Raw genomic sequence first — 20,700 nt, forward strand, 5'->3', positions numbered from 1 at the left:
GGAGGGCAATGCTGGACGCGAAGATTCCCGCGGGGCACCTTTCGGAGAAGTGGAGCAACGCCAAGTTCGAAACAAAGCTGGTCGCACCGCAAAACCGGCGCAAGTTCGAAGTCATCGTGGTGGGGACCGGGCTGGCAGGCTCCTCGGCAGCGGCGACGCTCGGGGAGATGGGCTACAACGTGAAGGTGTTCTGCTTCCAGGACAGCCCGCGGCGGGCCCACTCGATCGCAGCGCAGGGCGGCATCAACGCCGCGAAGAACTATAAGAACGACGGCGACTCGGTCTTCCGGCTCTTTTACGACACGATCAAGGGCGGTGACTACCGCTCGCGCGAGGCGAACGTGTACCGCCTCGCCGAGATCAGCGTGCAGATTATTGACCAGTGCGTGGCGCAGGGCGTGCCGTTCGCGCGCGAGTACGGCGGCCTGCTCGATAACCGGTCGTTCGGCGGGGCGCAGGTGGCGCGCACGTTCTACGCGCGGGGGCAGACGGGGCAGCAGCTGCTGCTCGGCGCGTACCAGGCGCTCTGCCGGCAGATCGAGGCGGGCACCGTGAAGATGTATCCGCGGACGGAGATGCTCGACCTGGTGGTCGAAAACGGCCGGGCCGTCGGGATCATCACGCGCGACCTGGTGACGGGCGAGATCCAGCGGCATGCGGGGCATGCGGTGGTGCTCGCCACGGGCGGGTATGGGAACGTGTTCTACCTTTCGACGAACGCGAAAGGAAGCAACGTCACGGCGGCCTGGCGGGCGCACAAGAAGGGCGCGTTCTTCGCGAACCCGTGCTTCACGCAGATTCACCCCACCTGCATTCCGGTGAGCGGCGACTACCAGTCGAAGCTCACGCTGATGAGCGAGTCGCTGCGGAATGACGGCCGAATTTGGGTGCCGAAGAACAAGGATGACAACCGGCCGCCGAACCAGATCCCGGAGGAGGACCGGGACTATTACCTGGAGCGGATGTACCCGTCGTTCGCGAACCTGGTGCCGCGCGACGTGGCCTCGCGGGCGGCGAAACGGATGGTCGATGCGGGCTACGGTGTCGGGCCGCTGAAGAACGGGGTGTACCTCGATTTCAAGACGGCGATCGAGCGGCTCGGACGGGCGGTGATCGAGCAGCGGTACGGCAACCTGTTCGACATGTACGAGAACATCACGGGGGAGAACCCGTACGAAGTGCCGATGCGGATTTACCCGGCGGTGCACTACACGATGGGCGGCCTCTGGGTGGACTACAACCTGATGTCGAACCTGCCGGGGTTGTTCGTCATCGGCGAGGCGAACTTCAGCGACCATGGCGCGAACCGGCTCGGCGCCTCAGCGCTGATGCAGGGGCTCGCGGACGGGTACTTCATCCTGCCGACGACGATTGCGGGGTACCTTGCGCCGCAACTGAACCACCCGGTGCCCTCGACCGATTCGCCGGCCTTCAAGGAGGCGGAGGAGTGCGTCCGCGAGCAGATCAACCGGCTGCTGAGCATCAAGGGCAGCCGGTCGGTGGACTCCTTCCACCGGGAGCTGGGGAAGATTGTGTGGGACTACTGCGGCATGTCGCGGAACGCTGAGGGGCTGAAGTACGCCCGGAAGCGGATTGCGGAGCTGCGGGAGGAGTACTGGAGCGATGTGAAGGTGCTGGGCGAGGGCGAGACGCTGAACCAGTCGCTGGAGAAAGCGGGGCGAGTGGCGGACTTCTTCGAGCTGGCGGAGCTGATGTGCCAGGACGCACTGCACCGCGAGGAGTCGTGCGGGGGGCACTTCCGGGAGGAGTACCAGACGCCGGATGGCGAGGCGCTGCGCGACGATGAGCACTTCGCGTATGTGGCGGCCTGGGAGTACTGCGGGCCAGGGAAGGATGCGAAGCTCCACAAGGAGGAGCTGGTGTTCGAGTACGTGCACCCGACGCAGAGGAGCTACAAATGAGGACGCTGAACCTGACGCTGAAGGTGTGGCGGCAGTCGGGGCCGAACGACCCGGGCCGCTTCGAGGTGTACGAGGCGCGGGACATCAACGAGGACAGCTCGTTCCTCGAAATGCTGGACGTGGTGAACGAGCGGCTCATTGCGGAGAACAAGGAGCCGATCGCCTTCGACCACGACTGCCGGGAGGGGATCTGCGGGTCGTGCGGGATGGTGATCAACGGGGTCCCGCACGGGCCGAAGAAGTTGACGACGACCTGCCAGCTGCATATGCGGAACTTCAAGGACGGCGACACGATTGTGGTGGAGCCGTTCCGGGCGACGGCCTTCCCGGTGATCAAAGACCTGGTGGTGGACCGCTCGGCGTTCGACAAGATTATCCAGGCGGGCGGGTACATTACGGCGCCGACGGGTGCTGCGCGGGACGCGAACAGCATCCTGATCCCGAAACCGGTTGCGGACCGGGCGTTCGATGCGGCGGCGTGCATCGGCTGCGGCGCGTGCGTGGCGGCGTGCCCGAACGGGGCGGCGCAGCTGTTTACGGCGGCGAAGCTCGCCCACCTGAACCTGCTGCCGCAGGGGCAGCCGGAGCGGTGGAGCCGGACGGTCGCGATGGTCGACACGATGGAGGAGTACTTCGGCAGCTGCACGAACTATGCCGAGTGCGAGGCGGTGTGCCCGAAGGGGATCAGCATCGAGTTCATCGCGAAGATGAACCGCGACTACCTGAAGGCGAAGTTCAAGGACCGGCGAGAAGTCGTGAAGGTCGATATGACTGAAGCGGCAGGCTGAGCCATTCCTAAGGAGTTACCTCGGCCAGCCTAGGGTCTTCTCCCGATTTGGAACATGGCGGTGGCCTCCGAGACTGAGAGCGACGCATCTCACCCGGGGGTCGCTTCATGTCCGAGACCGGTACTTTGCGGGCGCTCACGCGCCTCTCTGTCGCGAACCTGCTGCTGGCTGCATGCCTGGGAACGGTCGCGCTCATTGTGGTCATGGGCGTGCTGGGCTACACGTTCCTTTCTGACGCTGGTGAAGCGGGGCGGGCACGCCTGATCGCCGGAATCGCTATCGTGGCGAGCGCAGGCGCGGTGGCCGCCGGGTTCTGGCTGTGGGCGCAGATTCGCGCTGGTTCGGCGCCGGTGGTGCGCGCGGCACGGGAGCTTTCGCACGGGGAGCTGCCGGCCGAACTCCCGGAGGGCGGTGTCGGGGAGTTCGCCGAGCTGGCGGCGTCGTTTGCGGCGGCGATTCGCCACCTCAAGGAGCTGAGCGCGGTGGCGGAGAAGGTTGCTGCCGGCGACCTCACCACCGCAGTTCCCAAGGCGTCCGAGGGCGACGTGCTCGGCACCGCGATGCAGCGGATGGTGGATGACCTGCGGGAAGTGGTGGGGACGCTGCTTTCGGGGACGAAGCGGCTGGTCGATGCCTCGGCCGAGATGCACCAGTCGTCGGAGATGATGCGCAGCGCGTCGCAGGAGATTGCGATGGCGATCGGCGACGTCAGCGCGTCGTCGGTGCACCTGGCGGAGCTGGCGGCGAATTCGGACCGGCATTCGAACGAGCTGACGGACGTGCTCGAGATGATGGTCGAAACGGCGCGGGAGAACGCGGCCTCGGCGCGGGAGGCGCGGAACGAAGCTGAGGCGATCGGGGCCAGGGTGACGGAGATGGCGGCGCGGGCCTCGCGGGTGGCGAGCGAAGCGGCCCACAGCCAAGAGGTGGCGACGGAGGGGTACGAGGCAGTGCAGCGGGCGATCCGGGCGATCGACGGGCTGGCGGCGTCAGTGGAGGCGACCGCGCGGACGGTTGACGAGCTCGGGACGTTCGGGGAGCAGATCGGGGACATTGTGCGGACGATCGACGAGATTGCGGGGCAGACGAACCTGCTGGCGCTGAACGCGGCGATTGAGGCGGCGCGGGCCGGCGAGCAGGGACGCGGGTTCGCCGTGGTGGCCGATAGCGTGCGGGCGCTGGCGGAGCGGTCGTCGGCAGCGACGAAGGAGATTGCGGCGCTGGTAGCGCGCGTGCAGGAAGGGACCCAGCAGGCGGTGGCAGCGATGACTGCGGGCGTGGCGCAGGCCGAGGAGGGCCGGACCGTCTCGGCGCGGGCAGGGGAATCGCTGCGGGCGATCATTGATGCAGTGCGGAATTCGACGGAGCACATCCAGGCGATTGCCGTCGAGGTGGGCGACCTGCGGAACGGCGCGGAGCGGATCGTGGCGGCGGTGACGTCGATCGCGGAGGCGGCTGACCAGAACGCAGGGCGAGCAGCGGAGACGGCGCGGTCGGCGGCGGCGCTGCGAAGCGCCGTGCTGCAGGTTGCGGCCACGAGCGAGGAGAATTCGGCTGCGGCGGAAGAGGTCGCTGCCTCGACGGAAGAGCTGACCGCGCATGCGGACCGGCTAAACCAGACGGCAGTTCAGATGCAGGGGCTGGCCAGCGAGCTGCGGGCGGCGTCGGAACGGTTTGCATGGGAGCGCCGGAAGACGAACGTCCCGGTCGCGGTGGACCGGCGGAAGCGGCCGGCGGCCTGAGGGGCCAAGGCAACCCCGGGAACGCACCACGCACTTCGGGCGCCCGCCGGGAAACCGGCGGGCGCGTTGCCTCCCGGGCAACGGGGCCGGGCCTGACAGGCGGAGGCAGGTGCGGTACGGTACCGGGCATGGGGCGCAGGCGGAGCAGGAAGGCCGAGCGGCGCCAGCAGCGCCGGGAGTGGACCGGGACGTGGCGGGAGGACCCCGGCCCACTGGCAGCCTGGGAGCATCTCGAGGCGCGACGGGACGGGGAGACAGCCTGGCGGGTGCCGTTCGGGAGCAGCGATGACGCGCTGTGGGCGGCATTCGCGACGGGGGCGGCGGAGCCAGCGCGGCCGGAAGCGGCAGCGGCGCGCACCTGCGGCGGGTGCAGGGAGTTCGTGGAAGACGGCGACCTTGGCCGGGGGACCTGCCTGCACCCGGGGAGCGGGGTGCTGCACCCGTGGACGGACACACCGGCGTGCGCGTTTTGGAGCCGCGGGCGGCGCGACGAGCTTTGGCGCCGGTAGGCGGGGCGGCAGATCTGCCACAAGATCTTGTGGCAGCCCCTTGACAGGCTACTAGATATTGGGGCAGTATTTGCCGGCGCCGGCAGGGAACTGCGCAGGCGCCTACACCGTTCAGGAGTTGTTGCCGCGGTGCGCTGCCCCTACTGCCACTACCGGGATTCGCGGGTAACGGACAGCCGTTCGACCGACGACGGGATCCGGCGGCGCCGGCAGTGCATCCGCTGCGGCGAACGGTTTACGACGGTGGAGGTCGTGCAGGTTTCGACGGTGCAGATTGTGAAGCGGGACGGGCGCCGGGAGGAGTTCTCGCGGGAGAAGCTGCTGCGGGGGCTGCGTGCGGCGTGTGCGAAGCGCTCGATTTCGGTTGCGCAGCTGGAAGGCATCGTGGCCGAGATTGAGGCGAAGGTGCTGGCTGACGGCCGCGCCGAGGTGCCATCGCAGGTAGTGGGAGAACTTGCGATGGATGCGCTGCGGAAGCTGGACCACATCGCCTATATCCGTTTCGCCTCGGTCTACCGGTCGTTTGCTGACATTGAATCGCTGAAGGAGGCGGTGGAGCAGCTGGAGCAGGGCCGCATTCCGACGTTCGAAGAGCGGACCCTGCAGCTGGCGCTCCCGGAGCCCGAGCCGACCGACCTGCGGGCAGTCCGGGCGAGCCGCGATCAAGCAACGCCGCTGGCGGAACCGGCACGGTAGCGCCGTGAAGATCTGGGAGGTGCACGCCAGCCTGGGGCATGGCCCCATCCGGACGACGCCGGACGGCGACGCGGATGTGGGCGGGCTGCTGCTCTCGGAGAAGGCGTACCTGCTGGTGATGCGGGCGCTCCGCCCGCAGGAGCTGACGGCGCTGGTCGCGACCGAAGGTCCCGCCGGGGCTGCGGAGCGGCTTATCGCGCAGTTTGCCGCGTTTGATGGCGACAGCACGGGGCGGGCCCTGGCGCTGGGGCGGACGCGCCTCGGCGAGCCGATTCTGCGGCGGAACGACGAGGTGCCGCTGGCCGAAGCCGGCCGGTGGAGCCCCTAGGCAAGCGGAACATTTGTTCGTACACTACGGTCCCACCCCGCGGACCGCGAAACACAGGGAGGAATACCATGGTCACCACCACGCACGACATTCCCGGGCTCGGGGGCGACTTTCAGCCGGCGGAGCTTTCGCACAATGCAAAGGTGGTGATCGAGCGCCGCATCGCCAAGCGGAACGAGCAGGGCGATGCGGTTGAGACGCCGGACGAGGTGTTTCGGCGGGTTGCGCGGAACCTGGCTGAGGCGGAGCTTCGGTTCGGCGGGACGGAGCAGGACCGGGCCGCGGCGGAGGAGTCGTTCTACCGGCTGATGGCGTCGCTTGATTTCCTGCCGAACTCGCCGACGCTGGTGAATGCCGGGCGGGAGCTGCAGCAGCTCTCGGCGTGCTTCGTGCTGCCGGTGCCGGATTCGATCGAGGGCATCTTCGAGGCGATCAAGCAGACGGCGATCATCCACAAGTCGGGCGGCGGGACCGGCTTTTCGTTCTCGCGCCTGCGGCCGGCGAACGCGAAGGTGAAGACGACGATGGGCGTGGCGAGCGGGCCGGTCTCGTTCATGAAGGTGTTTGATGCGGCCACGGAGGCGATTAAGCAGGGCGGGACGCGCCGGGGCGCGAATATGGGCATCCTGCGGGTCGACCACCCGGACATCGACGAGTTCATCGAGATGAAGGCGGACATGACCACGCTGACGAACTTCAACATCAGCGTGGCGGTGACCGAGGCGTTCATGAAGGCGCTGGAGGCGGGGACGACCTACGACATCATCGACCCGCAGACAGGCGCAGCGGTCGCGAAGCGGGACGCCCGCGAGGTGTGGGAGAAGATGGTGCGGAACGCCTGGAAGAACGGGGACCCCGGGGTGATTTTCATCGACCGGATCAACGCGAGCCGGGCGAACCCGGTGCCGAAGCGGGGGCCGGTGGAGTCGACGAATCCGTGCGGCGAGCAGCCGCTCTACCCGCACGACTCGTGCAACCTTGGTTCGATCAACCTGAAGCACTTCACGAAGGGGGAGCCCGGGGCGAAGACGGTTGATTTCGAGCGGCTGCGGACGACGGTCTGGCGGGCGGTGCACCTGCTCGACAACGTGATCGAGATGAACCAGTACCCGATCCCGGAGATTGCGGAGGTTTCGCACGCGATCCGGCGGATCGGGCTCGGGGTGATGGGCTGGGCCGACATGCTGATCGACCTGCGCATCCCGTACAACTCGGAGGAGGCGCTGCGGCTGGCGCGTGAGGTGATGTCCTTCATTCAGAAGGAGGCGGACGCGGCGAGCGAGCAGCTGGCGCGGGTGCGGGGGAACTTCCCGGACTGGGCCGATTCGATCTATGGGCCGAAGGGGCCTGAGGGGCCGCGGCCGATGCGGAATGCGACGCGGACGACCATTGCGCCGACGGGCACGCTGAGCATTATTGCGAACTGCTCGGGCGGGATTGAGCCGGTGTTTGCGCTGGCCTTCATCCGCTCGCACTACCTGGACAAGAACGACCCGACGAAGCGAACCGAGCTGACGGAAGTGAACGAACAGTTCGAGGCCGTCGCGAAGGCGGAGGGCTTCTACAGCGAGGAGCTGATGCGGTTCCTGGCCGAGGGCGGGCACCTGTCGGAGCGGCCGGAGGTTCCGAAGTGGGTGAAGGACGTGTTCGTGACGGCGCACGAGATTTCGCCGGAGTGGCACGTGCGGATGCAGGCAGCCTTCCAGGAGTTCACGGACAACGCGGTTTCGAAGACGATCAACTTCCCGAACTCGGCGACGGTCGATGATGTGCGGATTTCGTACGAGCTGGCGTACCGGACGGGGTGCAAGGGAATCACCATCTACCGGGACGGCTCGCGCGAGTTCCAGGTGCTGAAGCACGCGGAGAAGTCGGACGCGGAGAAGGCGGTCGAGGCGGCGCAGGCGATTGTGGCGCAGGCTGCGGGACCGGTGCGGCGGCGGCTGCCGGACGAGCGGCAGGCGATCACGCACAAGTTCCGGGTCGGCGAGCAGGAAGGGTACATGACGGTGGGCCTGTTCGAGGACGGGACGCCGGGCGAGGTGTTCATCAATGTCTCGAAGCAGGGCTCGACGGTCTCGGGGCTGATGGACACGGTGGCGATGCTGACGAGCTACGCGCTGCAGTATGGCGTGCCGCTTTCGGAGCTGGCTTCGAAGCTGAAGAACACGCGGTTCGAGCCGAGCGGCCCGACGAGCAACAAGGAGATCCCGATCGCGACGAGCATCGTGGACTATGTGTTCCGGTGGCTCGAGCTGAAGTTCGGCGGCTCGAAGGCGGCGGCCCAGCCGGCGCTCATCCCGCCAGACCTGGTGGTCGAGAGCACGGGCGCGAACGTGGCCGCGAAGCTGCACAGCGACGCGGTCGCCAGCGGGGTCGGGTGTCCGGAGTGCGGCGCGGTGCTGTACTACGCGGAGGGCTGCCTCGTCTGCCACAACTGCTTCTACAACAAGTGCGGCTGACCTGAGCCGCGGACGGGGCACGCACGACGAAGGGGGGCAGGCCAGTGAGCCTGCCCCTCTGTCCGTTCGACAGGGAGCGATGCCGCGGCCACAATCGGAGGCATGGGGTTCTACTACGGGCCGAGCCAGCCGCAGGACGACCCCCCGCCAGGCTCCTGGCGGGAGACACTGCTGATCATCTGGGTGGTATTCAAGGCGCTGGCGCTGCCGCTCGGGCTGCTGTTTGGGGCAATTCTCGGGTTCGTGCTCATCCTGTGGGCCTTCCTGACCTCGCCGTGGCTGGGGCTCGCACTCCTCGGGCTTGCGGTCGCAGCGGTAGTGGCGCGGGGAATTTGGGAGGCCCGCCACCCGCCGGACCTGCCATGACGGCGGCGGCTGGCAGCATCGCAGAGCGAGTCGCGGCGGTGCGCGAGCGGATCGCCGGGGCCTGTGCCCGGGCCGGGCGAAACCCGGCATCGGTGCGGCTGGTCGCGGTGAGCAAGACCTTCGGGCCGGAAACGGTGGCGGAGGCGCTCGCGGCGGGCATCCACGAATTCGGCGAGAACCGGGTGCAGGAGGCGCTGGCCAAGGTCCCGGCGGTGGCGGAGCTGGCGGCGCAGCGGGGGCTCCCGGTGCCGACGTGGCACCTGGTGGGGCACCTCCAGACGAACAAGGCGCGGGCCGCTGCGGGGGCCTTTGCTATACTCCACGGCATCGATTCGACCCGGCTCCTCCAGGTGCTCGACCGTGCTGCAGCGGCCCCTGTGCGGGTGCTGCTGGAGGTGAATGTCGCCGGCGAGCCGAGCAAGTTCGGATTCGCGCCGGAGGACGTAGCCGGCGCCGTGGCGCTGGCGCAGACCCTCCCGCACATCGAAGTGGCCGGGTTGATGACCGTCGCGCCGCGGGCGGATGACCCCGAGGACGTGCGGCCGGTGTTCCGGCGGCTGGCGAAGCTGGCCCGGGGCCTGGGCCTGCCCGAGCTGTCGATGGGCATGACCGAGGATTTTGAGGTCGCCATTGAGGAAGGGGCCACCATGGTGCGGATCGGCCGGGCGATATTTGGAGAACGCGGATGAAGGTCGCAATCGTCGGCGGCGGCGTGATGGGCGAGGCGATCCTCGCCGGGGCGCTCGACCGGGGCGTGTTCGAGCCGCAGGATGTCACGGTCATCGAGAAGGTCGATGCGCGCCGGACGCAGTTACGGGCGGCCTACGGCGTGGAGGCCACGGCCGAGTTCGGGCCGATGGGCGATGCCGGGCTCGTGGTGCTGGCGGTGAAGCCGCAGGAGCTGGCGACGGTGAAGGGGCGGGTGCGCCCGGGTGCGCTGATCCTGTCGATTATGGCCGGGGTGCGGATCGCGACCATCCAGGAGGCGTTCGACCACCCGTTTGTGGTGCGGGCGATGCCGAACACGCCGGCGGCGATTCGGGCCGGGATGACTGCGTGGACGGCGGCGCCGACGGTGACGGTGGAGCAGCGGAGCATTGCGCGGCGGCTGCTGGGGGCCATCGGGCGGGAGCTGTACGTCGACGACGAGCGGAAGATTGACATGGCGACGGCCGTCAGCGGCAGCGGGCCGGCCTATGTGTTCCTGTTCATCGAGGCGCTGATCGAAGGGGCGGTGAACGTTGGGCTGCCGCGAGCGCAGGCGGAGGAGCTGGTGGTCCAAACGGTCGTGGGCTCGGCGCAGTATCTCCAGGAGAGCGGGAAGAGCGCCGCTGAGCTCCGGGCGATGGTGACGTCGCCGGCGGGGACGACCGCGGCGGGGCTGCTCGAGATGGAGCGCGCGGCGCTCAGGGCGGCGATTATCGAGGGCGTCCGGGCGGCGTACGCCCGGGCGGTCGAGCTGGGCGGGCCGGCATGAACGACACTGTGGCGTCGCTGTTCACGCTGTTCCTGTGGCTGCTGATCCTGGCGGTCTTCCTGCGGTCGCTGTTGAGCTGGTTTCCCATTAGCCAGGAGAACGAGGCAGCCCGGCTGCTGTACCGCATCACCGAGCCGCTGCTGGAGCCGGTGCGCCGGGTGCTGCCACGGACCGGGATAATCGATTTCTCGGGCATGGTGGTCATCATCCTGCTCTACGTGATGATCGAAGTGGTCCGGCGCGCGGCTGCCCAGTAAGGGCTCCTGACGGGGGCCGATGCTGCCGATCTGCTAAGCTGAAGGGAGCGACGCCGGGAGGACGAGCCATCAATCCGTATGTTGCCCAGCTGACGTTTACCTTCCTGAACATCCTGACCTGGGCGATTATCGCGCGGGCATTGTTGAGCTGGCTGCCGATCGACCAGTCGAGTCCGCTGTATCAGCTGCTGTTCCGCGTGACGGAGCCGATCATCGACCCGTTCCGGCGGGTGATCCCGCGGGCGGGCATGATCGACCTCTCGCCGATGATGGCGATCCTCGCGCTGCTGGTGATGCAGCAGCTGGTCGCCATGCTGGTGGTACCGGCGTAGGCGCCGACGGCGGCCTGTGCCGGCCCGGTCACTCGATCCAGCACCGCCGGGATGTGACACTGGGCGTGTGAGCAGCGCGGTCGTTGCGGAGGGTGTCCGGCGGCAATACGGTGAGCGGGTCGCCCTGGACGGTTTTTCGCTTGAAGTACCGGAGGGGAGCGTGTTCGGGGTGCTCGGCCCAAATGGGAGCGGCAAGAGCACCTTTCTCGCGCTGGTTGCCGGCGCTGAACGGCCGCCGGAGGGCTCGCTGACGATCCTCGGGGGGCCGCCGACGCGCAGCGTGCGCGCCCGGATCGGCACCGTGTTCCAGGAGAACGCATCGGACCCGCTGATGACGCCGCTGGAGTACCTGCTCTTCGCCGCGGGGCTGTTCGGGGTGACCGGGCGGGCGGCGCGGGAGCGGTCGGCGGACCTGCTCGAGCGATTTGGGCTTGCAGCGCGGGCGAACGACCCGATTTCGACCCTCTCGGGCGGAATGCGGCGGCGGCTGGAGGTTGCGCGGGCGTTGCTGCACCGACCTGCGCTGCTGCTGCTGGATGAGCCGACGACCGGCGTGGACCCGGAGGAGCGGAAACTGCTCTGGGAGACGGTGCTGGCGGAGCGGGGCGGTGCGACGGTGCTGCTGGCGACCAACGACCTTCACGAGGCTGACGCGGTGTGCGACCTGGTGGCGTTCGTCCAGGCGGGGCGGGTCGTGGCGACGGGCTCGCCGGCTGAGCTGAAGCGGAACTTGCGGAAGCAGACGGTGCGGGTCGAGCTGCACAGCGCGAGCAGCGAGGTCGAGGCGCGGATTGCGGAGCTGGCCGGGGCCGACAACGTGGCTGCAGCGAACGGCGAGCTGCTGCTTACGACGGATGACGCTCCGGCGCTGGCCGCCCAGCTGCTCGCAGCGGTCGGTACGGCGATCCGCGGCCTGCGCATTGACGAAGCCTCGCTCGAGGACGCGTATTTCCAGTTCGTGCAGCGACGCATGGAGGCCGTGCGATGAGCCAAACAACGTCAGCCGCGGCAGGGGCGGCGGTGCGCCCGGCGGCGCGGGGCAGCGGCGCGATGGACGGCGCCCGGGTGGCGGCAGCGATCGCGCTCCGGGACCTGCGGGCGGTGGCGCGGGCGCGGTCGCAGCTGTACTCCTCGGTGCTGACGCCGCTGATGCTGCTGGTGTTTCTTGGGAACGGGGTGTCGCAGGGGCTGGAGCCGTCGCGGCTGCCGGCCGGCGACTTCACCGCCTACCTGGTCGCGGGGACGGTGGTGATGACATCGGTATTCTCTTCGACGTTTTCGTCGGCGTCGTATTACCGGGACCGGGACAGCGGATTCCTCCGTCTGCTGCTTTCGAGCCCGCACGACCCGCGGACGGTGCTGTTGGGGAAGTCGCTAGCGGCGCTGCTGATCGGCGCGGCCCAGGCGTTCCTGGTGCTGGCGGTGGCGGCCCCGTTCGTCGATTTCGGCTGGCAGCACGGGATGGCCGCAGGATTTGGGCTGGCACTGCTGACGGTGGTGCTGCTGAACCTGATGCTGACCGGGCTGGCGCAGGCGCTGGCGACCCGGGTGCACTCGATGCAGGGGTTTCACCTGGTTATGAACCTGGCGCTCTTTCCGCTGCTGTTTTTCTCGGGGGCGTTCTTCCCGGTCGATGGGCTGCCGGCCTGGATGAAGGTGCTGGCGTACGTGAACCCGCTGACCTACGCGGTCGATGCGCTGCAGCTGGCCACGTATGCGACCGGGAGCGAGGGGTTCATCGGGTACGGCGTGGATTTTGCGGTGCTGGCCGTGCTTGGTGCGGCAGTGTACGCGCTGGGCTTCAGCCGGCTGCCGACGCTGACCTGGTCGGGGCAGTAGCGCAGGGAGCAGCGGGGCCCTAGCGGCGGTGAAGCATACGAAACGGGGCGGCGCCGGAATGGCGCCGCCCCGCAGTTGCTGCGGCCGGGAGAGTCAGGTTGCGAGTGCCGCGCGGGCCTTCTCGGCGAGCTGCGAGAAGGCGTCGGGCCGGGTGACCGCGAGGTCGGCGAGGACCTTGCGATCGAGCTCGATGCCGGCTTTTTTGAGGCCGTTGATGAAGCGGCTGTAGCTGAGGCCGTTGAGGCGGGCTGCTGCGTTGATGCGGACGATCCAGAGCTCGCGGAAGTCGCCCTTGCGGTCGCGCCGGTTTTCGTAGCTGTAGCGCAGCGCGTGGAGCATGCTCTCGTTGGCGCGGCGGAAGAGCCGGTGGCGCTGACCGGCGTGACCCTTCGTGAGGGCGAGGACCTTTTTATGTCGGCGGTGGGCGGTGACGCCCCGCTTGACGCGGCTCATGCGGTGCCTCCTGGGTTAGCTCAGCCCTGACCGGCCAGGAGCCGGCGAACGAGCTTCGTGTGGGATGGCGCGACCTCGACCGTGCGACTGTACAGCGCATTGACGGCCGTCCGCTTCTTGCGGCGGAAGTTGTTGCGGCTGCCGTACATCCGCATGATCTTGCCGCCGCCGGTTACGCGGAAGCGTGCGGCGGCGCCTTTGTGCGTCTTGAGCTTGGGCATCGGTTACTCCTCTTCGGCGTCGTCGCCGTCGTCGTCATCGCTGTTGATGTCGTCGTCGCCGACGACGGGTGCTGCTGCGGCAGCGGCGGCTATGGCCTCGTCCTCCTCCTCGGCGGCCGATGCCTCGGCCTGCTTTTGCGCGGAGGCCTTGGCCAGGGCGGCCAGCTTTTTCTTATCGGGGGCGAGGATGACCGTCATGTGACGGCCTTCGAGCATGGCTTCCTTCTCGACGAGGGCGATGTGCTCAAGGCTTTTGACCACCCGGTCGAGCAGGGCCTTGCCGATCTGGGGGTGGGTAATTTCACGGCCACGGAACATGACCGTGATCTTGACCTTGTCCCCTTCTTTCAGGAGCTTGGCCGCAGTCCGCGTTTTGAAGTCGATGTCGTGATCGTCGATCTTCGGTTTCATGCGGACTTCGCGCAGCTGGACATTCGCCTGGTGCTTGCGGGCCTCGCGCTCTTTCTTCGATTGTTCGTATTTGTAGCGGCCGAAATCCATGAGCCGCGCGACAGGCGGGCTGGCCTGGGCTGCGACCTCGACGAGGTCGACGTCGCGCTGCCGCGCCATGGCGAGCGCCTCGGACGTTTTGACGATGCCGATCTGGCGCCCTTCTTCGTCGATGAGCCGGACTTCGGGAACGCGGATGCGTTCGTTGATCCGGGGCTCCGGCGGTGCCGGCCGTGGTGGAACCTTAGGTCGTCTCCTCAAAATGCTCCCCGTAAGAGATTCGGACAGCTTCTCATCCTAGCAAGGGCGGCGTGTTCTGTATATCCGGTAACGATGCAGGGGCCTAGGATCGAGGGCGTATGGTGCAGCCGGTTACCACGGCAGTCATCCTCGCGGCTGGGCTGGGGACGCGGATGCTCCCGGCGACGAAGGCGGTGCCGAAGGAGATGCTTCCGCTGGTGGACCGGCCGCTCATCGACTGGTGCGTCGACGAGGCGGTTGCGGCGGGGATTACGCGGATTGTGTTCGTGATTGCGGAGGGGAAGGAGTCGATCCTGGAGCACTTCCGCGCGGGGGCGCGGGTGGAGACGGCGCTGCGGGAGACAGGGAACCAGGCGCTGGCAGATTCGCTGGCGGCGATCGCGGCGAAGGCGGAGTTCCATGCGGTGTACCAGCCGAAGCAGCTGGGCATCGCCCATGCGGTGGCGTGCGCCCGGGAGTTCGTTGAGGGACAGCCGTTCGCGCTGCTCTTCCCGGATGACGTCATTCTCGGACGGCAGTCGTGCACGGCGCAGCTGGTGGAGGCGTACGCCGCGACGGGGGGGACGGTGATCGCGGTGGAGCAGGTGGCCGACGCGGACGTGCCGCAGTACGGGATTGTGGACCCCGCGGATGACGGGAACCCTGCGCGGCTGCGGCGGGTCGTTGAGAAGCCGCGGCTGGAGGAGGCGCCCTCGCGGCTGGGCATCGTGGGGCGGTACGTGCTTTCGGAGACGATTCTCGCGCACATCGATGCGACGCCGCCGGGGAAGAACGGCGAACTGCAGATTACCGATGCGATTGCCCGGCAGATTGCAGCGGGCGAGCCGGTTTCGGCGCTGCGGTTCGAGGGCCGGCGGTACGATACGGGGCGGCCCCTGGGGTATATCGTCGCGAATGTTGCTGCCGCGCTCGCGCGGCCGGAGCTGGCGGGGCCGCTGCGGGAACGACTGGCGCCGCTGCTGAACGAGGAGGAGCCGTGCGCATCCTGAGCATTTCGTTCCCGCTGCCGAATGTGGCGATCGACAACTACAACCCGCTGACGGCGCCGAATTACAACGACTACGACGCGCTGATTATCGACCCGGCGGGCATCGACCGGGTGGTGCGGGAGGTCATCGAGGAGGGGAAGGAGTTCGAGGCGTTTGACGGGCGCCCGGTGCTGAATGTGCCGGGTTCGGCCACGGTGGCCGGGATTGCCGAACAGCTCCGGCGGCGGCTGGAGGAGACGCGGCGGCTGCTGGAGGCCGGCGGACTGGTGGTGGTGCTGGCACGTCCGGATGCGTTCCAGGCCGGGGTGGTCGGCTTCGAAGGTTGTGACCGGTATCACTGGCTGCCGGCCCCGGGCGGGATGAGCTGGTCGACGCCCTGGCTGCGGGCGGGCGAAGGGAAGACGGTCCGGATCGCCGATGAGCACCATCCGATGAGCGCGGTGCTGCGGGAGTTCCGGAGCGAGGTGGGCTGGCGGGCGTGGTTTGATGAGCGGCAGGCGGAGTTTCGGCGGCACGGGCGGCCGATTGCGCTCGGCGGCTCGGGCGTGCCGATAGCGGCGGATTTCGAGGTGCTGGGCGGACGCGTGGTGTTTATTCCCGCGATGTCAGAGGCGTACGGTACGCCCCGCACAAACCTGGCGCAGGCGCTGGTCGATGCCTGTCGGCAGATGGCCGGCGTGGACACGGGGGCCGAGGCGCCGTACTGGGTGCGGTCGGTGGCGGTGCCGGGGCTCGAACAGGTAGAAGCGGAACTGGAGGAGGCGGCGGCGGCCGAGGCAGCGGCGCGGGAGCGGCTTGCGGCGGTGCGTGAGCGACATGATGCGCTGGCCCGCCACCGCGGCTTGCTCTGGAAGGACGGACCCGGCTACGGGGAGGCTGCCCGTGCGGCACTCCAGGCGCTGGGCTTTGCGGTGGTTTCGCGGCCGGGCGAGCCGCTGGCGGTCCAGAGCGAGGATGTGCTGGCGTTCGTGGAGCTGGAGAGCGCGAGCGGGCAGGTGGTGGAATGGCCGTACATCCGGCTGCAGCGGCGGATCGAGGCGGAGCTGCTGGCCGGGCGGCCGGCGCCGCGGGGGCTGATCATCGCGAACGGGTACCGCGACCGGGAGCCGGAACAGCGAAGCGGCGAGCTCAGCGAGCCGCTCGTGCGCGCCTGCGAGAACTACCGGTACGCGCTGGTGACCGCCCGGACCCTGTTTGAACTGGTCCGCCGGGCGCTCGGGGGCGCGGACGAAGCAGCGCTCCTGGGCATGCGGAGGCGGCTGCTGAACGGCGCTGGGCTGCTCGAGGCGCCGAAGCTGCTGGGGCTGGAAGACGAGGAGGCGCCCGAAACGGGCCCGATTTTCTGACCGGTCGGACGCCGGCGTTACCCCGCCAGTGCCGTACGCTTCACCTGTCACGACTCTGACGCGGAGGTGCCTGTATGAAGCGGACGAAGGCGATCATCGACTGCGACCCGGGCCACGACGATGCGGTGGCCATCCTGCTGGCGGCGCGGCATTTCGACCTGCTGGGTGTCACGACGGTGGGCGGCAATGCGCCGGCCTGGCAGGTGACAGAGAACGCGCTGCGCGTGCTGGAGCTCATCGGCCGCCCGGAGGTGCCGGTGGCCCGCGGGGCCGCCGAGCCGATCATTGGGAGCCTGCCACGGGCGGGCGAGCGGGTGCACGGGGCGACCGGGCTCGATGGCGCGGAGCTGCCGCGCGGTTCGAACCGGGTTATCACCAGGGGCGCGGTTGAGTTCCTGGTTGACACGGTGATGGCGAACGCGGGCACGGTGGTGATTGCGACGGGACCCCTGACAAATGTTGCGCTGGCGATGCGGGTGGAGCCGAGGCTGGCGAAGAGCATCGCGCGGCTGAGCATCATGGGCGGGTCGGCGACGTGGGGGAACGTTACCGCCGCGGCGGAGTTCAACGCGTGGGCGGACCCGGAGGCGGCGCATATTGTGTTTTCATCAGGGGCGCGGATCACGATGTGCGGGCTCGACCTGACGCGGCAGGCGGCGGTGGGGGCTGAGACGATTGCGAGGTTCCGCGCAGCCGGGACGCGAACCGCGAGCGTCGTGGCGGACCTGCTGGAGCACTACCGCGCGTCAGCGGAGCGGGTCTACGGCACGCCCACGGTGCCGCTGCACGACCCCTGTGCGGTGGCTGCCCTGGCGGCGCCGGAGCTGTTCGAGCTCACTGAGGCGCACGTTGCGGTGGAGCTGCGGGGCGAGGAGACGCGGGGGATGACGGTGGTCGACCACCGGTACATCGGTGCGAGCGAGGAGCTGCGACGGTCGGCCGGCGCACCGGAGCCGAACTGCCGGCTGGCGACGAAGGTGGATGCCGGGGGGCTCTTCCGCCTCATCGAGGAGGCGCTGGCGGCCTGCCCGTAGGTGTCTCAGCGTGCGCCGGCTGTCTCGGGGAAGGTGACGCAGGTCGTGGTGCTTTCGATGCCCTCGATGGCGCGGATGTGGCGCGAGATGACCGCCGGGACGTCGGTGAGGTTCGGGACCTCGACGACGGCGACGATGTCGTAGGGACCCATGACCTGGTAGACCTCGGAGATGCCTTCGACGGCGCGGAGCTTTTCGTAGACCTCAATGGTTTTGGCGGGGTCGACGACGATGAGGACGAAGGCTTTCACCATGAACGGCGCTCCACGTGGTTCGGCACGGTGTGCCGGGATTGAAGAAGGTTAACAGGCCCGGATTTCGAACGGATTACGGGCGGCGCTGGTCACTCCCTGAGGCGGAGGACGGCCATGAAGGCTTCCTGGGGGATTTCGACGCTGCCGACGCGCTTCATCTTCTTCTTGCCTTCGGCCTGCTTTTCGAGGAGCTTCCGCTTGCGGGTGACGTCGCCGCCGTAGCACTTGGCGAGGACGTTTTTGCGCATGGCGCGGATGGTCTCGCGGGCGATGATTTTGCCGCCGACAGCCGCCTGGATGGGGACTTCGAAGAGCTGGCGAGGGATGAGGTCTTTGAGTTTGGTTACGAGAGCGCGGCCGACTTTTTCGGCGTTGCTGGCATGGGTGATGACCGAGAGGGCATCGACCGGGACTCCGTTAACGAGGATGTCGACCTTGACGAGCCGGGCAGGCCGGTATTCCTTGACCTGGTAATCGAGGCTGGCGTAGCCGGAGGTGGAGCTCTTCAGCTGGTCGTAGAAGTCGACGAGGATTTCGGCCATCGGGACGTCGTATTCGAGGAGGACGCGGGCCTCCCCGGGGGCGAGTTCGTTCTCCGCTTCGAGGAATTCCATGCGGAGGAACTGGCCGCGCCGGCTGGTGACGAGGTCCATGACCTGGCCGATGTAGCGGCTGGGGGTGATGACATCGATTTTCGCCCAGGGCTCGGAGATGACGGCGATGCGCGAGGGGTCGGGGAGGTCGGCGGGGTTGTCGACGACGATCTCCTCGCCGGAGGTGGTTTGGACGCGGTATTCGACGGAGGGGGCGGTGGTCAGGAGGGAGAGGCCGTATTCGCGCTCGAGCCGTTCGACGACGATTTCGAGGTGGAGGAGGCCGAGGAAGCCGCAGCGGAAGCCGAACCCGAGGGCGACGGAGGATTCGGGTTCGTAGACGAGTGAGGCATCGTTGAGGACGAGCTTGGCGAGCGCGTCGCGGAGCTCCTGGTACTGGTCGGAATCGGTGGGGTAGATGCCGGCGAAGACCATGGGCTTGGCGCGGCGGTAGCCGGGGAGCGGCTCGGCGGCGGGTTCGTCGGCCCAGGTGATGGTGTCGCCGACGCGGCACTCGGCGACGTCCTTGAGGCCGGTGGCGACGTAGCCGACTTCGCCGGCGGCGAGGCCCTCGAGGGGGCGCATGCCGGGGCTGAAAATACCGAACTCCAGCGGTTCGAAGACTGCGCCGGTGGACATGAGCTTGAGGTTCCGGCGGCCGTGCATCTCGCCGTCGACAACGCGGACGTGGGCGACGACGCCCTTGTAGGCGTCGTATTTCGAATCAAAGATGAGCGCCTTGAGGGGGGCGTTGGGGTTGCCGGAGGGCGGCGGGATGCGGGCGACGATGGCTTCGAGGATCTCGTCGACGCCGACGCCTTCTTTGGCGCTGGCGAGGATGACTTCGTCGCGGGAGAAGCCGATGACGCGCTCGAGCTCGGCGGCGACGCGTTCGGGCTCGGCGTGGGGAAGGTCGATTTTATTGAGGACCGGGATGAGGGTGAGGTCCTGGTTCATCGCGAGGTAGACGTTGGCGAGCGTCTGGGCCTCGATGCCCTGTGAGGCGTCGACGACGAGGAGGGCGCCTTCGCAGGCGGCGAGGGAGCGGGAGACCTCGTAGGCGAAGTCGACATGGCCGGGGGTATCGATGAGGTTGAGTTCGTACTCCTGGCCGTCGGAGGCGCGGTAGAGCATGCGGGCGGCGGCGGCTTTGATGGTGATGCCCTTTTCGCGCTCGAGGTCCATGGAATCGAGGACCTGTTCGGCCATTTCGCGCTCGGAGATGGTGCCGGTGCGTTCGAGGAGCCGGTCGGCGAGGGTCGACTTGCCGTGGTCGATGTGGGCGATGATGCAGAAATTGCGGATGTGGGACTGGTCCACGATTCGAGTGTACGCGAGGGCGGGCGTACGGGGCGGTTCGAGGCGCGGGTAAGGCGGGCGCGTGCTAGCCTTGGCAGGCACAAACCAGTTGAGCAGGGAGCCGCATGCCTCGGAAGAAGGTCACGATTGTTGGCGCCGGGATGACCGGCGGAGCGATGGCGCAGCGCCTGATCGAGCGGGACATCTGCGATGTGGTGCTGCAGGATGACCCGCAATTCGCGGGGACGATGCACCACGGGAAGGCGCTGGATGAGTCGCAGGCGGCGCCATGGGAGGGGTTTTCGACGCGGATTATGGCGACGGACGGCTGGGAAGAGACCGCCGACAGCGACGTCGTGGTGGTCACGGCCGGGGCTCCGCGGAAGCCAGGCATGAGCCGCGAGGAGCTGCTGAACGGGAATGCGGAGATTGTGCGGTCGAAGGTGGCCGCGGCGGCGAAGGTCTCGCCGAACGCGGTGATCATCGTGTTTTCGAACCCGATGGATGCGATGTGCCACGTGGCGATGCAGGCGAGCGGCTTTCCGCGGGAGCGGGTCATCGGGCAGGGCGGGGCGCTGGACAGCGCGCGCTACCGGTATTTCATTGCGGCGGAGCTCGGGGTTTCGGTGAACGACGTCCACGGGTATGTCATCGGCGGGCACACGGATACGACGATGGTGCCGGTGGTTTCGCAGACGCGCGTGGGCGGGGTGCCGCTGACCGACCTGCTGCCGCCGGAGAAGGTGCAGGCGATTGTCGCGCGGGCGATGCGCGGCGGCGCGGAGATCGGGGAGCTGTACAAGACGGGGTCGGCGTATTTCGCGCCCTCGGCGGCGACGATTGCGATGGTTGAGGCGATCCTGCTCGACCAGCGGCGGCTGATCCCGTGTTCGGTGTACCACCAGGGCGAGTACGGCATCCGCGACGTGTTCAGCGGGACGGTGTGCCAGCTCGGGGAAGGCGGCATCCAGCGGACGTTCGAGCTGCCGCTGACGGACGAGGAGCGGGCAAAGGTCATCGCGGCGGCGGAAGCGACGAAGGAGCTGCTGAAGCTGCTGAACTGACGTCCAGCGCGCCTGCCG

At 68.1% G+C, this 20,700-nt stretch carries 23 protein-coding genes; 18 read left to right on the forward strand and 5 right to left on the reverse strand.

Annotated features, from left to right (window positions below):
* The first annotated feature begins 8 nt into the window (after positions 1–8).
* The 14 genes from A9A59_RS11730 (at position 9) to A9A59_RS11795 (ending at position 12,718) form a co-directional block, all read left to right on the forward strand.
* Positions 9–1,922, forward strand: coding sequence for a fumarate reductase/succinate dehydrogenase flavoprotein subunit (locus A9A59_RS11730; protein ID WP_098504438.1), 1,914 nt, complete (start codon positions 9–11; stop codon positions 1,920–1,922).
* Positions 1,923–1,927: 5 nt separating this feature from the next.
* Positions 1,928–2,710 (forward strand): succinate dehydrogenase/fumarate reductase iron-sulfur subunit, encoded by a 783-nt coding sequence (locus tag A9A59_RS11735; RefSeq protein WP_374761723.1) that lies wholly within the window; start codon positions 1,928–1,930, stop codon positions 2,708–2,710.
* A gap of 107 nt (positions 2,711–2,817) precedes the next feature.
* Positions 2,818–4,452, forward strand: coding sequence for a methyl-accepting chemotaxis protein (locus tag A9A59_RS11740; RefSeq protein ID WP_098504440.1), 1,635 nt, complete (start codon positions 2,818–2,820; stop codon positions 4,450–4,452).
* Between the two features lie 128 nt (positions 4,453–4,580).
* Positions 4,581–4,961 carry a hypothetical protein gene (locus A9A59_RS11745; RefSeq protein WP_098504441.1) on the forward strand — a complete coding sequence of 127 codons (381 nt, stop codon included), beginning with the start codon at positions 4,581–4,583 and terminating at the stop codon, positions 4,959–4,961.
* 129 nt (positions 4,962–5,090) lie between these two features.
* Positions 5,091–5,657 carry a transcriptional regulator NrdR gene (gene nrdR / locus A9A59_RS11750; protein WP_098504442.1) on the forward strand — a complete coding sequence of 189 codons (567 nt, stop codon included), beginning with the start codon at positions 5,091–5,093 and terminating at the stop codon, positions 5,655–5,657.
* A gap of 4 nt (positions 5,658–5,661) precedes the next feature.
* On the forward strand, positions 5,662–5,985 hold the full coding sequence (locus tag A9A59_RS11755; RefSeq protein WP_098504443.1) for a hypothetical protein: 324 nt from the start codon (positions 5,662–5,664) through the stop codon (positions 5,983–5,985).
* Positions 5,986–6,053: 68 nt separating this feature from the next.
* A complete protein-coding gene (locus A9A59_RS11760; protein ID WP_098504444.1) occupies positions 6,054–8,447 on the forward strand; it encodes a vitamin B12-dependent ribonucleotide reductase in 2,394 nt (797 codons plus the stop codon).
* Between the two features lie 102 nt (positions 8,448–8,549).
* A complete protein-coding gene (locus A9A59_RS11765) occupies positions 8,550–8,813 on the forward strand; it encodes a hypothetical protein (RefSeq protein WP_098504445.1) in 264 nt (87 codons plus the stop codon).
* A complete protein-coding gene (locus tag A9A59_RS11770) occupies positions 8,810–9,502 on the forward strand; it encodes a YggS family pyridoxal phosphate-dependent enzyme (protein WP_098504446.1) in 693 nt (230 codons plus the stop codon). Before A9A59_RS11765 ends, A9A59_RS11770 begins: the two co-directional genes overlap by 4 nt.
* Positions 9,499–10,290 carry a pyrroline-5-carboxylate reductase gene (gene proC / locus A9A59_RS11775; RefSeq protein WP_098504447.1) on the forward strand — a complete coding sequence of 264 codons (792 nt, stop codon included), beginning with the start codon at positions 9,499–9,501 and terminating at the stop codon, positions 10,288–10,290. The genes A9A59_RS11770 and proC overlap by 4 nt, the downstream gene beginning before the upstream one ends.
* A complete protein-coding gene (locus A9A59_RS11780) occupies positions 10,287–10,547 on the forward strand; it encodes a YggT family protein (protein ID WP_098504448.1) in 261 nt (86 codons plus the stop codon). The genes proC and A9A59_RS11780 overlap by 4 nt, the downstream gene beginning before the upstream one ends.
* Positions 10,548–10,657: 110 nt before the next feature.
* Entirely contained in the window at positions 10,658–10,879 is a 222-nt protein-coding gene (locus A9A59_RS11785; protein ID WP_278286935.1) for a YggT family protein, read from the forward strand.
* A gap of 67 nt (positions 10,880–10,946) precedes the next feature.
* Positions 10,947–11,867 (forward strand): ABC transporter ATP-binding protein, encoded by a 921-nt coding sequence (locus A9A59_RS11790; protein ID WP_165772701.1) that lies wholly within the window; start codon positions 10,947–10,949, stop codon positions 11,865–11,867.
* Complete coding sequence (locus A9A59_RS11795) at positions 11,864–12,718, forward strand: ABC transporter permease (RefSeq protein WP_098504451.1); 855 nt, start codon at positions 11,864–11,866, stop codon at positions 12,716–12,718. The genes A9A59_RS11790 and A9A59_RS11795 overlap by 4 nt, the downstream gene beginning before the upstream one ends.
* A 93-nt stretch (positions 12,719–12,811) precedes the next feature.
* Here A9A59_RS11795 and rplT read toward each other — a convergent pair whose 3' ends face one another.
* From rplT to infC, 3 genes are read right to left on the reverse strand one after another with little or no spacing between them, the layout of a single operon-like run.
* On the reverse strand, positions 12,812–13,171 hold the full coding sequence (gene rplT / locus A9A59_RS11800) for a 50S ribosomal protein L20 (RefSeq protein WP_098504452.1): 360 nt from the start codon (positions 13,169–13,171) through the stop codon (positions 12,812–12,814).
* Between the two features lie 20 nt (positions 13,172–13,191).
* Positions 13,192–13,392, reverse strand: a complete 201-nt coding sequence (locus A9A59_RS11805) for a large ribosomal subunit protein bL35 (protein ID WP_098504453.1) — start codon at positions 13,390–13,392, stop codon at positions 13,192–13,194.
* Positions 13,393–13,395: 3 nt separating this feature from the next.
* Positions 13,396–14,103 (reverse strand): translation initiation factor IF-3, encoded by a 708-nt coding sequence (gene infC, locus A9A59_RS11810; protein ID WP_098504454.1) that lies wholly within the window; start codon positions 14,101–14,103, stop codon positions 13,396–13,398.
* A gap of 98 nt (positions 14,104–14,201) precedes the next feature.
* Here infC and A9A59_RS11815 point away from each other — a divergent pair, with 98 nt between their 5' ends.
* The 3 genes from A9A59_RS11815 to A9A59_RS11825 all read left to right on the forward strand — a co-directional run bounded on the left by A9A59_RS11815 (position 14,202) and on the right by A9A59_RS11825 (position 17,472).
* Positions 14,202–15,092: a UTP--glucose-1-phosphate uridylyltransferase gene (locus A9A59_RS11815; RefSeq protein WP_098504455.1), complete on the forward strand. Its 891-nt coding sequence runs from the start codon at positions 14,202–14,204 to the stop codon at positions 15,090–15,092.
* Entirely contained in the window at positions 15,080–16,438 is a 1,359-nt protein-coding gene (locus tag A9A59_RS11820; RefSeq protein WP_098504456.1) for a hypothetical protein, read from the forward strand. Before A9A59_RS11815 ends, A9A59_RS11820 begins: the two co-directional genes overlap by 13 nt.
* A 74-nt stretch (positions 16,439–16,512) precedes the next feature.
* Complete coding sequence (locus A9A59_RS11825; RefSeq protein ID WP_098504457.1) at positions 16,513–17,472, forward strand: nucleoside hydrolase; 960 nt, start codon at positions 16,513–16,515, stop codon at positions 17,470–17,472.
* A 5-nt stretch (positions 17,473–17,477) separates the two neighbouring features.
* Here the strand turns inward: A9A59_RS11825 and A9A59_RS11830 are convergent, their stop codons facing one another.
* Positions 17,478–17,726, reverse strand: a complete 249-nt coding sequence (locus A9A59_RS11830) for an Lrp/AsnC family transcriptional regulator (protein WP_098504458.1) — start codon at positions 17,724–17,726, stop codon at positions 17,478–17,480.
* Positions 17,727–17,815: 89 nt separating this feature from the next.
* Positions 17,816–19,642: a translation elongation factor 4 gene (gene lepA / locus A9A59_RS11835; protein WP_098504887.1), complete on the reverse strand. Its 1,827-nt coding sequence runs from the start codon at positions 19,640–19,642 to the stop codon at positions 17,816–17,818.
* A gap of 101 nt (positions 19,643–19,743) precedes the next feature.
* Here lepA and mdh point away from each other — a divergent pair, with 101 nt between their 5' ends.
* Positions 19,744–20,682: a malate dehydrogenase gene (gene mdh / locus A9A59_RS11840; protein ID WP_098504459.1), complete on the forward strand. Its 939-nt coding sequence runs from the start codon at positions 19,744–19,746 to the stop codon at positions 20,680–20,682.
* The last annotated feature ends 18 nt before the right edge of the window (positions 20,683–20,700 follow it).

The sequence above is a fragment of the Tepidiforma thermophila genome (assembly GCF_002563855.1).
In the GTDB taxonomy this organism is placed as follows: domain Bacteria; phylum Chloroflexota; class Dehalococcoidia; order Tepidiformales; family Tepidiformaceae; genus Tepidiforma; species Tepidiforma thermophila.

What these genes read in the sequence shown, in the direction of transcription:
- A9A59_RS11815 (WP_098504455.1), top strand. Translation starts at nt 14,202, where the DNA reads ATGGTGCAGCCGGTTACCACGGCAGTCATCCTCGCGGCTGGGCTGGGG.
- A9A59_RS11780 (WP_098504448.1), top strand. Translation starts at nt 10,287, where the DNA reads ATGAACGACACTGTGGCGTCGCTGTTCACGCTGTTCCTGTGGCTGCTG.
- A9A59_RS11760 (WP_098504444.1), top strand. Translation starts at nt 6,054, where the DNA reads ATGGTCACCACCACGCACGACATTCCCGGGCTCGGGGGCGACTTTCAG.
- proC (WP_098504447.1), top strand. Translation starts at nt 9,499, where the DNA reads ATGAAGGTCGCAATCGTCGGCGGCGGCGTGATGGGCGAGGCGATCCTC.
- A9A59_RS11765 (WP_098504445.1), top strand. Translation starts at nt 8,550, where the DNA reads ATGGGGTTCTACTACGGGCCGAGCCAGCCGCAGGACGACCCCCCGCCA.
- A9A59_RS11745 (WP_098504441.1), top strand. Translation starts at nt 4,581, where the DNA reads ATGGGGCGCAGGCGGAGCAGGAAGGCCGAGCGGCGCCAGCAGCGCCGG.
- mdh (WP_098504459.1), top strand. Translation starts at nt 19,744, where the DNA reads ATGCCTCGGAAGAAGGTCACGATTGTTGGCGCCGGGATGACCGGCGGA.
- A9A59_RS11825 (WP_098504457.1), top strand. Translation starts at nt 16,513, where the DNA reads ATGAAGCGGACGAAGGCGATCATCGACTGCGACCCGGGCCACGACGAT.
- rplT (WP_098504452.1), bottom strand. Translation starts at nt 13,171, where the DNA reads ATGAGCCGCGTCAAGCGGGGCGTCACCGCCCACCGCCGACATAAAAAG.
- A9A59_RS11740 (WP_098504440.1), top strand. Translation starts at nt 2,818, where the DNA reads ATGTCCGAGACCGGTACTTTGCGGGCGCTCACGCGCCTCTCTGTCGCG.
- A9A59_RS11830 (WP_098504458.1), bottom strand. Translation starts at nt 17,726, where the DNA reads ATGGTGAAAGCCTTCGTCCTCATCGTCGTCGACCCCGCCAAAACCATT.
- A9A59_RS11730 (WP_098504438.1), top strand. Translation starts at nt 9, where the DNA reads ATGCTGGACGCGAAGATTCCCGCGGGGCACCTTTCGGAGAAGTGGAGC.
- A9A59_RS11805 (WP_098504453.1), bottom strand. Translation starts at nt 13,392, where the DNA reads ATGCCCAAGCTCAAGACGCACAAAGGCGCCGCCGCACGCTTCCGCGTA.
- A9A59_RS11770 (WP_098504446.1), top strand. Translation starts at nt 8,810, where the DNA reads ATGACGGCGGCGGCTGGCAGCATCGCAGAGCGAGTCGCGGCGGTGCGC.
- A9A59_RS11795 (WP_098504451.1), top strand. Translation starts at nt 11,864, where the DNA reads ATGAGCCAAACAACGTCAGCCGCGGCAGGGGCGGCGGTGCGCCCGGCG.